Raw genomic sequence first — 12,166 nt, forward strand, 5'->3', positions numbered from 1 at the left:
TTCATTTGAAACGGTTTCCCTTTTTTGCTGTTGGCCGTTTGCCGGACCAAATAGGTGTACGTTCAGAATTTATCATAGTTTTTAGGTGCAGTAAATGGTTTTTTATACCAGGACAATAGTTGGCATGAGATTTGCGTTACAGAATAATGAAAGACTTTTCTAACTAAAACGGGAGGTAGCTGCTTTGAACAAAAGTCATATTGAGCAACTAATAAAAATTGCCGGACAGGACAGAATCTGTACCGACCAGGCTGACCTGATGTGTTATGCCTATGATTCCTCTTTGGATTCCCAGTTGCATAAGTATATGCCTGCTGCCGTTTTCACACCAAAAAACGCAGCCGATGTTTCCCCGGTGTTAAAGTATTGCAATGAGCATAATATCGCTGTTACTGCCAGAGGGGCAGGAACCGGGCAATGTGGCGGTTCGGTCACCACTGGCGGTGGCCTTGTTATTGACCTGTCGGCCCTTAACCGCATTGTTGAGATCGATACCGACAACCTGCAGGTGATTGTTGAAACCGGTGTTGTCCACGCCGAGCTCAATCAGAAGCTGGCTGCCCTTGGGTTTTCCTTTCCCCCCGATCCCGGCAGCACCAAGATGGCCACAATCGGCGGTATGATTTCCTACAATGCCAGCGGGATGCGGGCTATGAAGTATGGTACGACCCGCGAGTATGTCCTGGGGCTGGAGGTGGTGATGGCTGACGGCCAGGTGATTACTACCGGCGGCATGAATTGCCGGTCGCTCAAAACAGCCTCCGGCTATGAACTGACGAAATTGTTTGTCGGTGCAGAAGGCACCCTGGGGCTTATTACCAAGGCCCGTTTGAAAATTATGCCATTGCCGGAGAAGAAAGGGATTGCAGTGGCCTCTTTTGCTAAGCTGGGCGATGCCGGGAAGGCGGTGGTCGAGGTATTCCGCAATAAGATTGTCCCTTCGGCCATCGAAATTCTTGATAAGTCGGCAATTAAGGCCGCTACTTTATACAAACCGTCGATCAAGCTGCCGTCAGACGCCGCTGCCGTACTGTTTTTTGAGGTCGATGGCCCGCCGCCGGGAGTTACGTATCAGGCCCAGAAAATCGCCGCGGTATGTAAATCGATTGCTATCGAAGTAAACTGGACTGATGAGCCGGCGCAGGTAAAAACCCTGTGGGAAGCCCGCAGTGTTGTCGGTGCCGCCAGCGGCCGGGTGCGCCCCGGAGCTACCAGGGTATATATCGGCGAGGACATTTGTGTGCCGATAACTAATGTCGGCGCAGCGCTGGAGGGCATTCAGGAAATTGGTGAAAAATACAACACGATTATTGTAACCTATGGTCATGTGGCTGATGGTAATTTCCACTCGGCGCCGGTTATCGACCTGGACAGCCCGGAAGAAATTGAAAGGGTGAAGAAAGTCGGTGATGAAATCCATGAAATGGCTCTGCGGCTGCATGGCACAGTTACCGGCGAGCACGGAGTCGGTATTGTCAGAGCCAAGTATATGGAGAGAGAGCATGGTCCGGCCCTTGCTGTCATGCGGATAATCAAAAAGGCCCTTGACCCCAACAATATTTTAAACCCCGGTAAGATGGGACTATAAAAAGGAGGTGAAACATATGAACGCGGATGCATTACGCAAGCTTGTCAACCAATGTGTGCGCTGCGGCCAATGCCGGTCGGCGTGTCCTGTGTTCCAGGAAATCAGCGTAGAGTCGGGCGTTGCCCGGGGGAAGCTGGCACTGCTGCGGAGTTTCCTTGAGGGCAAAGAAGTGCCGGAGGAAGAACTGCAGGGGATGCTGAGCAAGTGTTTATTGTGCAAGACCTGTGGTTCCCAGTGCCCCAGCGGGGTGGCCGCCGATGAGCTGATTCTGGCCGGGCGTGAACTTATGGCCCAGAGGAAGGGGCTTTCGCCTGTTAAAAAAGCCGTGTTTTCTGTACTCAAAAACCGGCAGGTTTTCGACTTTTGCCTGAGTATGGCTTCGCTTGGTCAGGATTTTGGCATCAAGCGCCTGCCGGGAAAACGGCTTGGCGCTATTTCACGGTTTCCGATGCCGGGACTGGCCAGACGCCGGGTTATTCCGCCGTTTGCCAGTAAATCACTCCGCAAACAGTATCCTGAGGTTATTAAGGTAAATCAGCCCCAGGCAAGGGTAGCCTTTTTCACAGGCTGTATGGCTAATTATATCTATACCGGTTCAGGCAAAGCGGCAATTGATGTATTGGTTGCCAATCACATCGAGGTTGTACTGCCTAAAAAGCAGCATTGCTGCGGCTATCCGGTCTTTACCGCCGGTGACGCTGAAGACGGCCGCCTGCTGGCCAGGCATAATATTGATATCTTTTCCGAGGTAACAGTAGATGCCGTGATTACGGTCTGCGGGTCCTGCGGCAGCGCCTGGCGCCACGAGTATCAGCGCCTGTTGGCCGATGATCCGGTATATGTGAAGAAGCTGGAGGCTATAGCCAGGAAAACCTATGATATTGCCGAATATCTGACGGAAATCAGGCCGATTAATAATAAGGATTTAGGGGAAGTGAACGCCCACATTACTATCCATGATCCCTGCCATCTGGGGGCCAGAGGCATGGGGGTAACCAAACAGGTTCGCCAGTTGCTGTCAGCAATTCCCGGTGTTACAATCTCGGAGATGAAGGAACCGGGCCGCTGCTGCGGCTCAGGGGGAAGTTTTAATCTTGGCTACTATGATATATCCCGGGGAATCAATGACAATAAAGTAGCCGACATCGCCCAGACCGGCGCCGATATGGTTGTTACCGGCTGCGGTTCCTGCCGGATGCATCTCATTGACGGTCTGGTGCAAAATCAACAGGAGCAAAATGTAATGCACACGATTGAACTGCTGGCCCAGTCTTATGCCGCTAAGCAGGACGGCGGCAAAACCAAGAAAAATATTTCCTGAGGATTGTAGCAATATAAATAATGGAGGGTTAAATAGTGGATGTATCTGTATTGTCATTAGTAGCATTGCTCATTGCTATCATCGTTAGCTGCATTTCACCCAAGAACATTGGTATTATGGCCATTGGTCTGGCGTTTATTGTCGGTCATGTTATGGGCGGTATTAAGCCGGATAAGATTATTGCCGGCTTTCCGCTCGGCTTGTTTATGACGTTGGCCGGGGTGACCTATTTGTTTGGTATTGCCCAGGTCAACGGCACCATTGACAAAATTACCAAGTATGCTGTTAAAGCAGTGCGTGGAAATGTCGCCCTTCTGCCTATTGTTTTATTCTTTGTGGCCTTTGCCTTGTCGGCTATCGGTCCGGGCCATATTTCCATCATTGCTCTTATGGCGCCGGCAGCCATGCTGCTGGCTGAAGAAGTTGGCATATCGCCCTTCCTTATGGCGCTGATGGTTGGTAACGGCGGTCAGGCCGGTGCGCTGTCGCCCATTGCGCCGGCCGGTGTCATCGCCAACGGCCTGTCAGCTGACCTGGGCTTTACCGGTATCGCTTTCCCGGTATTTTTTAATACCTTCCTGGGCCATTTTGCCGTAGCTATGCTGGCTTATGTAATGTTTGGCGGTCTTAAGCTGTGGAAACAAGGGGCTGCAGGTCAGGGCAATGCCAGCGCCCTTGCTAATATCAGGGTTGACGCTTTCACCAAACAACAGCTCATGACCCTTACCGGTATTGGTGTGCTCATGGTATTGGCTTTAGGATTCAAATTTGATGTTGGTCTCACCGGGTTTACGATTGGCGCTATTTTGACAATTCTTAATGCCGGCGATGAGAATCAGGCCGTAAAAAGCATGCCCTGGAATACAATCCTGATGGTCTGCGGGGTAACCGTACTTGTCGGCCTGATGAAAAATGTTGGCGGCATGGAGTTGTTCTCCAACATTATTGCTGAGTTTTCCACCCCGAACACCGCGACGCTGGTGGTTGGTTTTGTTGCCGCCGTTATTTCGGCTTATGCCAGCACCTCCGGTGTTATTATGCCGGCTTTCATTCCCCTGGTGCCTGATCTTGTTGCTAAAATGGGCGGTGGCGATCCGCTGGCTATTATTTACAGTATCATATTGGCCGGTCACCTGGTTGATGTCAGCCCGTTGTCCACAACCGGCGCCCTGCTTATTGGCGCTGCCGGTCCGAAAGCGGATAAACAGAAACTGTTCCGCAGCATGCTCATCTGGGGTTTTGCAATGGCTGTTGTCGGTTCGATATTAAGCTGGCTGTTCTTTACGGTGCTGAAGGTCTAATTTGTGAATAACTGACGGAGGTAATATCAATGACGCTCATTATCAGTGCTGCAACCTGGGATAAGGAACTAAAATCAGGTATGCGGCAGGCAGAATTAATCCTGCTGGCCCGCGAGGCCGGCTGCGCCGGGGTTGAATTCCGCCCCTACTGGCAAAATCTTGAGGAAGAGGTGCCGTTAATCAGAGAAGTCTTACGGCAGTATGGCATGGTGTGTACCTATGCTTCGAATGAGGCCTTGCTGGCCGGAACCCAGGCCGAAACGCTGCAGGCAATCGAAGCACTGCAGTCCGCTCTGCAGCTTGCCGATCGCCTTGGCGCCAAGGTTTTGCGGTTTAATGTTGCCGGTGGCGCGTATGATGCAGGCTTTGTGCAGACCGACTGGTGGGCGGCAGCCATGAAACCGGTGCTGGCGTCGGCTCAAGCGCTGGGGATTGTGCTTGCTGTGGAAAACGGGCCTGATGCCGCCAAAGGCAACCCGCAGATCTTTAAAGAACTCTTTGCTGTATTGCCTGAACTGGCTTTAACCTATGACACTGCTAACTGGCTTTATGCCAATACCAAACCGGAAGAGGCCCTGGACTGGTTTCTGCCCCGGGTGGGTTATGTTCACCTGAAGGATATTATCTGCGAGAATGCGACCTTGAAACACGGTCACCCAGGCGCCGGCCTTGTTGATGTAAAAGGGTTGAAAGAGCGGATTCAGGCCAGTGGCTATACCGGCATTTTTGCCCTCGAATTTCCCGGTGGCGGCAAGCCTATGGAACGTATTTTTAAAACGCTGGCCTACCTGGGTTAGGGCTGAACCCCCGGCCGCCTTAGGGCGGCCGGGGGTTTATAACAAAAAAACATTGACAAAAAAGACCAGTTAAAATAAAATAATTATGAAAACCATTATTAAATGTACTGGCTTGGTGCCGGTACTTTTTTTAGAACTCAAATTGATAACCATTCTCAAAGTATCTGAAGTTTGGAGGTTATCGGGTGAAAATAACTACAAAGCTGCAATTGTTGATGACTGTGGCGGCAGAAGTGCCTGTTATAGTCATTATATTTATGGATCAGGCGGTTGCTGCCGGGGCGGGCGTAGCCGCACTTGTTGGTTTACTGGGGCCGTATGTGACTGCCCGCTGGCTGGTAACCAAGGATTTAGGCGCTATCAGGGCCTTATGCAAGCAGGTCAAGGAAGGCAAATACCGGGTTCACACTGCGCTGCCTAATGAAGCGGCAGACAACGGGGAGGAGAATGAATTCGTTTCCGTGATGCGGGATATGAACTGGATGGCCCGCGAGATTAAACTGCGGGAAGGGCAACTGAACGAGGCGATTAATGAACTGGACAGGGCTCAGCAGGAGCTGCTTGAACAGAAACAGGCGCTGGAAGAGGCCAATAAGCGCTTAAACGAGATGGCCATGACTGATTCTTTAACCGGATTGTCTAACAGGCGGCATTTTTTTGACCATCTGGACCAGGAGATCTGCCGGGCGAATCGCAGCGAGCGGCCGCTGTCCTTATTTATCCTTGATATTGATTATTTTAAACAGGTAAACGACACCTATGGACATCAGGCCGGGGATGTTGTCCTCAAAGCCATTGCCTATATTTTGCGCAACCGGTTGCGGCGCAGCGATATGGTCGCCCGGATTGGCGGCGAAGAATTTGCCGTTTTGCTCTCAGACACGAATCTGACGCAAACACTGGAACTGGCGGAACAAATTCGTCATTGTATCAAAGAGTATCTGTTTCAAACCTGCGATGGCAAGAGTATAAACATTACCTGCTCGATCGGGGCCTTCAGCGGTGACAGGCCCGATTATACCAAGGCGGAATTATTGTACAAATATGCTGATAAGGCCCTCTATGCGGCGAAGAATTCCGGACGGGACAAGGTCGCTTATTTTGACTGTGCCCAACAAGGACAGGACAATGGTGAATTGTTTGCTCAACTGGGGCCAAGAGGGGTGGCTCACTAATGGAAGCATTGCTGCAAAATGCCGGTGTGCATGAATTTGTTGAGGCTTTTACGGCTGCACTTGACGCCAAAAACACCTATACGCGGGGACATTCCGACCGGGTGGCCGAGATAGCGGCGGCCGTGGCCCGGCAGCTGGGCATGAGCCGGTCCAATCAGGATACGATTCATGTTGCCGCCCATTTGCACGATATCGGCAAAATTGGCATACCGGATCACATCCTCCTAAAGCCTGACAGGCTGACTGCCGAAGAATTTGAAGTAATTAAAAGTCATCCGCAGGTGGGTTATGATATCCTTAATAAAGTAACGATGCTGAGGCCGATTGCGAAGATGGTCCGCTACCACCATGAACGGTGGGACGGCCGGGGTTATCCGGCGGGGCTGGCAGGCACCGCCATTCCGCTAGGGGCCAGAATTATTGCCCTGGCTGATGCGTTTGATGCGATGACCAGCGAACGCTCCTACCGGCCCTGCATGTCGCAGGAGGAGGCAGTGCAGGAGGTGCTGCGCTGCCGGGGAACGCAATTTGATCCTGCGATTGCCGATGCTTTTGTCAGGCTTTGTCAGGAAGGGAAGCTGCCCGGAGACACCGAGTCGGTAAAATGGCTGAGTGAAATGCTGCCAGGCGAGCAAGGCCGGGTAACAAAAGTAACCGGCAGGGGCTCGGTGAAACAACGTCTGGTCGATATGGGCATCATCACCGGTACGCGCGTAGCCGTACAAAAATTTGCCCCCCTGGGAGATCCTATGGAGATTAAAGTGAAGGGGTTTAATTTGTCTTTACGAAAAAAAGAAGCCCGGTTAATTGAGGTGGCGTTAGGGTGACGAATTCGCAACTGACCCTTGCTCTCGCCGGCAACCCCAATTCTGGCAAGACAACCATATTTAATAACCTTACAGGTTCTAAACAGCATGTGGGCAATTATCCGGGGGTTACGGTAGAGAAGCGGGAGGGGTTCAGAAAATACCAGGACAAGGAGTTTATTGTCGTGGATTTGCCTGGCACTTATGGGTTAATGGCGCATTCAACCGATGAACTGGTAGCCCGCCGTTTTATTGTGCACGATAAACCCGATATTATTGTTAATGTTGTCGATGCGGCCAACCTGGAGCGTAACCTGTATCTGACCCTGCAGCTATTAGAGCTGCAAAGGCCGGTGGTTATTGCGCTGAATATGGTTGATGCGGCGGCCGGCAAAGGGATACAAATTGACGACAGGCGGCTGGCACAGGTTCTGCATACGCCGGTAGTGCGTTGTGTCGGCAGGCAGAATCAGGGAACTGAGGATATTCTGGCCGTGGCGGCGGCAACGGCGGAATATGGACAACCGGGGGGGTTTGTTCTTCTTTATGACGGTAAAATTGAAGAAGCAATCGACCGGATCAGTAAGGAACTGACTCAGATCAGGAGCGGAGTGCGGTTTCCCCGGCGCTGGCTGGCCTTAAAGCTTCTGGAAGGCGACAGTGAAGCAACACGGTATTTAACAGGTATTCCCGGCAGCGAACCGGCGGCTGAGGCGGCGCGGTTATGCCGGGAGGAGTTGTTTGAGCAACTGGGGGACCCGGCCCTGCTTATTGCTGAGCAACGGCACCGGTTTGTGGCCGCCATATATGCCCATGCGGTAACCATTCCGGCCAATGAGGGCTTGTCCGTCTCGGATAAACTGGATGTCATCCTGACGGGAAAGTTTTCCGGTTTGCCGATTTTTCTGGGCCTGATGTGGCTGTTGTTTAATCTGGTGTTTACCATTGGTGCCTATCCCCAGGCCTGGATCGAGGCTGGCGTCGGCAGTTTGTCGGAATTGGCCGGTGCCTATCTGGCCGACGGTGAATTGCGCTCCTTTATCATTGACGGCATTGTAGGCGGCGTCGGCAGTGTCATCGTTTTTTTACCAAACATCCTGATTTTATTTCTCGGCATTGCCTTTATGGAAGATACCGGCTATATGGCGCGGGCCGCTTTTATTATGGACAGGGTTATGCGGGCTGTCGGCCTTCACGGCAAATCCTTTATCCCGCTTTTACTGGGCTTTGGCTGCAGTGTTCCCGCTATTATGGGCGCCCGGACGCTGGAAAACCCACGGGACCGGCTTGTCACGATTTTAGTGGCCCCATTTATGAGCTGCAGTGCCAGGCTGCCGGTATATACAGTGCTGATTGCGGCTTTCTTTGCGGACAATATCGCCGGCACAGTCCTGTTTTCTATTTATTTCCTGGGTATATTGCTGGCTGTTCTGCTGGCCAGCGCGTTCCGGGCGCTGATTTTCAAAGGGGAGAGCGAGCCCTTTGTGATGGAGATGCCGCCTTACCGCTGGCCGACGCTGAAAAGCATGCTCATCCATATGTGGGAACGGAGCCTGCTTTATTTGCGCAAAGCCGGTACGATCATTCTGTCGGTTTCGATTTTAGTGTGGTTTCTGGTGAATTATCCGGCCACAGATAACATTGCGGAAAGTTATGCCGGTCAAATAGGCAAGCTGGTGGAGCCCTGGATTGCGCCGCTCGGTTTTGACTGGAAAATTGGCGTGGGGCTGGTGTCGGCCTTTACCGCCAAGGAAGTGCTTATCAGTACCCTGGGGACGATCTACCATATTGACCAGACCGGGGAGACGGCAGTTGCCCTGCAGGCGGCTATCAGCAATGATCCGGTTTTCAGCCCGCTTGTCGCTTATTCCTTGATGGTCTTTGTTTTGGTATATTCGCCCTGCCTGGCGGCAATCGCCGTCACCAAACGGGAAACCGGCTCCTGGCAGTGGGCATTGTTCAGCCCTGTTTATACAACCGGCTTAGCCTGGCTGCTGTCTTTTATCGTATTTCAGGTGGGTACTCTGCTGGGGTACTAGTACTTTTGTAAAAAACAATATGTCAGCTATAATTATTGATCGGCGACTTGACATTGGCCGCAGCTTTGTTTAATATATACTTACAAATAAATATGTGTGTTTTTTAGGAGGAGCCTGTCACCAAGGGTTCCTCCTATCTATTTTTAAAGCCGATCAATGTAAACTACAAAGGAGAATGCTCATGTTCCTATTCCTGCAGATGTTAATTATTTTGCTGACAACCAAAGTAGCCGGGGAACTAAGTATCAGATTAGGGCAGCCCGCCGTACTGGGAAAACTGATAAGCGGGATTCTGATTGGTCCGGCCGTGCTGGGCTGGATTGATAAATCAGAGACGATCATGCAAATCAGTGAAATCGGCGTATTGCTGTTAATGTTTCTGGCCGGTCTGGAAACGGATATTCAGGCTCTTAATAAAAACAGTAACTCCTGTATTGCCGTAGCCGTGGGCGGGGTTATCCTGCCGTTGACATTTGGTTATTTTGCGGGCTTAAGCATCGGGCTGGAGTCATCGCATTCGTTGTTTTTAGGTCTGATACTTTCGGCTACGTCAGTTAGTATTTCTGCCCAGACTCTCAAAGAGCTAGGCCAGTTAAAAAGCCGTGAGTGTACAACCATCTTGGGCGCAGCGGTACTTGATGATGTTTTGGTGGTAATCATACTGGCCGTCATGATGAGTTTTCTTACGGGGGCGCAAGTCAGTCTTAGCCTGCTCATTGGCCAGAAAATCCTGTTTTTTGCGGTAATTGGATTCTTAGGCTGGAAGGCTGTGCCATGGCTATTGAAAAAATTTGCGCCTTTGCGTGTTTCCGAGCCGGTAACAAGCGCAGCAGTATTGATTTGTTTCTTTTTTGCCTATCTGGCCGAATCACTGGGCGTAGCGGGAATCATTGGCGCCTTTGCCGCCGGGCTTGCTATTTCGCAAACAAAGTTTAAGCAGCAGGTGGAGCAAAAAATCGAGCCTATGGCCTATGCTTTTTTCGTACCCGTATTCTTTGTCAGTATTGGTCTTTCTGTTTCGTTTGCCGGGACCGGCAGTCAAATTGGGTTCATAGTAGGGCTTACCGTAATTGCCATATTAACCAAACTATTTGGCTCTGGGATTGGCGCCAGAATAACAGGCTGTAATAATAGATCTTCGTTGCGGATCGGGGCCGGGATGATATCACGGGGCGAAGTTGCGTTAATTATTGCGGCTATTGGACTGGAAGCAAATTTATTAAAAGCCGAGTTGTTCACGGCTGTCATTATTGTCGTGATTCTCACAACCTTAGTGACCCCGCCTCTGTTGAAAGCACTATTTGCGGGTCAAAACTGCGAGAACCAGGAGTTATAGTGTATGGAAGAACCCGCCAAAACCTTAGGCAGGTTTTGGCGGGTTCGCTAGTACCTCATCTTTCTTAAAAGCGAGGGAATAGTTTGCGTAGATTTTTTCGCAATGCAAGGCGGAGGACGCTAACTGATTCAGTAAGATCTGCTTTAATTAGGCCGGTAGGTGATGGGTCTCTTATTACTTGCGCGGGCCGCACATATCGGACATATGTAAGGCGACGACAACGAAGCAGGGCGGGAAAAGATGCGCAAACTATCCTTGGTTTTAGGGGAGATGAAGTACTAGTTGCGTTTCAGCCGGGCAGTGATGATTCTGGCGGCATGGACCCCGCTGGCGCTGGCCTGGGATAAACCGCGGGTAATGCCGGCCCCGTCGCCAATGGCAAACATGTTTTCAATCTCTGTTTCCAGTTCGCCTGTTAATTTCAGGCGTGAGCTATAAAACTTGACTTCAACCCCGTACAGCAGGGTGTCGTCATTGGTCATACCGGGAGCAATTTTATTAAGGGCGCAGATCATTTCCATGATGTTGTCAAGGTGGCGTTTGGGCAAAACCAGGCTTAAATCCCCCGGGGTCGCTTTGAGGGTTGGCTGGGTGAAGCTTTGGGCCAGGCGGTGCTCATTGGTGCGGCGGCCTTTTAACAGGTCTCCGAAGCGCTGCACCAGTACGCCGCCGCCCAGCATATTGGAAAAGGAAGCGATGCGCTTGCCGTATTGATGGGGTTCGGTGAAGGGCTCGGTAAATTTGTTGCTGACCAGGAGGGCAAAGTTGGTATTTTTGCTGTGCAGTTTTTCGTCCCGGTAGCTGTGACCGTTGACGGTGACAATACCGTCGGTATTTTCCGCAACGACGTAGCCCTTGGGGTTCATGCAGAAGGTCCGGACTAAGTCGCCATACTGTTTTGTCCGGTATACGAGCTTGGCTTCATATACTTCGTCGGTAATGTGCTGGAAAACCTCAGCCGGGATTTCCACGCGGACACCGACATCGACCTGATTATTGGTCAACGGCAAGCCCAGTTCACGGCACTGGTTGGCAAACCATTCCGAGCCGGCCCGCCCCGGCGCGGCAATCAGGTAGTCGCACTTCAGCCGGCCGTTCTGGGCTGTTGCCAAAATAAAGGTGTTATCCTGCTTTTTGATCGTGTTTACCATTACACCAAACAGCATAGTTATTTTATCTTGCAGATAATCATAGACAGACTCAAGGATTTTTAAATTGTTTTCTGTGCCCAGGTGCCGGACCCGGGCATCCAGCAGATGGAGGTCATGCTGTAATGCCACTTTGCCCAGACTGCTGTTTTGGGTGCTGAAGTATTCAACCGGAGCGCCGTATTGTATATTGATCTGGTCAACATAATCAATCAGGTCCAATACCTGCTGGTCTGGCAGATAGTCATTCAGCCAGCCGCCGAATTTGGTGGTAAAGTTATATTTGCCGTCAGAGAAAGCCCCGGCGCCGCCGAACCCGCGCATAATGGCACAGGGGCTGCATTTAATGCAGGAAGGAACTTTTTTATCCGAGATGGGGCAGCGCCGTGAATAAATGTCGTGTCCGGCCTCTATTAAAGCGATCTTGATATCCGGATTGTTGCTGACAAGCTCATAGGCGGCAAATATGCCGGCGGGGCCGCCGCCAATGATGCCGATGTCAAATTTTTCAGCCATGAGATAACCACCTCTCTCGATATGATTGTGGCACGAACCGTAACACATTATACTTTACCAAATAATGTTTGTAAATAGACAATCAATTGAAAAAGAGCGGTTAAAACTGTAAAATGACAGCTATGGAGATAGGCAAATC

9 protein-coding genes are annotated in these 12,166 nt (G+C 51.1%); 8 read left to right on the top strand and 1 reads right to left on the bottom strand.

Annotated elements, in window-relative coordinates:
- Positions 1-184 precede the first annotated feature (184 nt).
- From ACZ481_RS03865 to ACZ481_RS03900, 8 genes are all read left to right on the top strand, one after another.
- Entirely contained in the window at positions 185-1,588 is a 1,404-nt protein-coding gene (locus ACZ481_RS03865; protein ID WP_464768858.1) for an FAD-binding oxidoreductase, read from the top strand.
- A 16-nt stretch (positions 1,589-1,604) separates the two neighbouring features.
- The gene (locus ACZ481_RS03870) at positions 1,605-2,909 is read left to right on the top strand and encodes a (Fe-S)-binding protein (protein WP_464768859.1); all 1,305 of its coding nucleotides are present in this window, start codon (positions 1,605-1,607) and stop codon (positions 2,907-2,909) included.
- A gap of 35 nt (positions 2,910-2,944) precedes the next feature.
- Positions 2,945-4,210: an SLC13 family permease gene (locus ACZ481_RS03875; RefSeq protein WP_464768860.1), complete on the top strand. Its 1,266-nt coding sequence runs from the start codon at positions 2,945-2,947 to the stop codon at positions 4,208-4,210.
- 29 nt (positions 4,211-4,239) lie between these two features.
- A complete protein-coding gene (locus ACZ481_RS03880; RefSeq protein ID WP_464768861.1) occupies positions 4,240-5,007 on the top strand; it encodes a sugar phosphate isomerase/epimerase family protein in 768 nt (255 codons plus the stop codon).
- Between the two features lie 185 nt (positions 5,008-5,192).
- Positions 5,193-6,182: a GGDEF domain-containing protein gene (locus tag ACZ481_RS03885; RefSeq protein WP_464768862.1), complete on the top strand. Its 990-nt coding sequence runs from the start codon at positions 5,193-5,195 to the stop codon at positions 6,180-6,182.
- Positions 6,182-7,009 (top strand): HD domain-containing phosphohydrolase, encoded by an 828-nt coding sequence (locus ACZ481_RS03890; RefSeq protein ID WP_464768863.1) that lies wholly within the window; start codon positions 6,182-6,184, stop codon positions 7,007-7,009. Before ACZ481_RS03885 ends, ACZ481_RS03890 begins: the two co-directional genes overlap by 1 nt.
- Positions 7,006-9,027, top strand: coding sequence for a ferrous iron transport protein B (gene feoB, locus ACZ481_RS03895; protein WP_464768864.1), 2,022 nt, complete (start codon positions 7,006-7,008; stop codon positions 9,025-9,027). The genes ACZ481_RS03890 and feoB overlap by 4 nt, the downstream gene beginning before the upstream one ends.
- 199 nt (positions 9,028-9,226) lie before the next feature.
- Positions 9,227-10,363, top strand: coding sequence for a cation:proton antiporter (locus tag ACZ481_RS03900; RefSeq protein ID WP_464768865.1), 1,137 nt, complete (start codon positions 9,227-9,229; stop codon positions 10,361-10,363).
- Between the two features lie 278 nt (positions 10,364-10,641).
- Here the strand turns inward: ACZ481_RS03900 and ACZ481_RS03905 are convergent, their stop codons facing one another.
- Positions 10,642-12,027: an NAD(P)/FAD-dependent oxidoreductase gene (locus tag ACZ481_RS03905; protein ID WP_464768866.1), complete on the bottom strand. Its 1,386-nt coding sequence runs from the start codon at positions 12,025-12,027 to the stop codon at positions 10,642-10,644.
- Positions 12,028-12,166: the final 139 nt, after the last annotated feature.

Source organism: Sporomusa intestinalis, assembly GCF_055383785.1.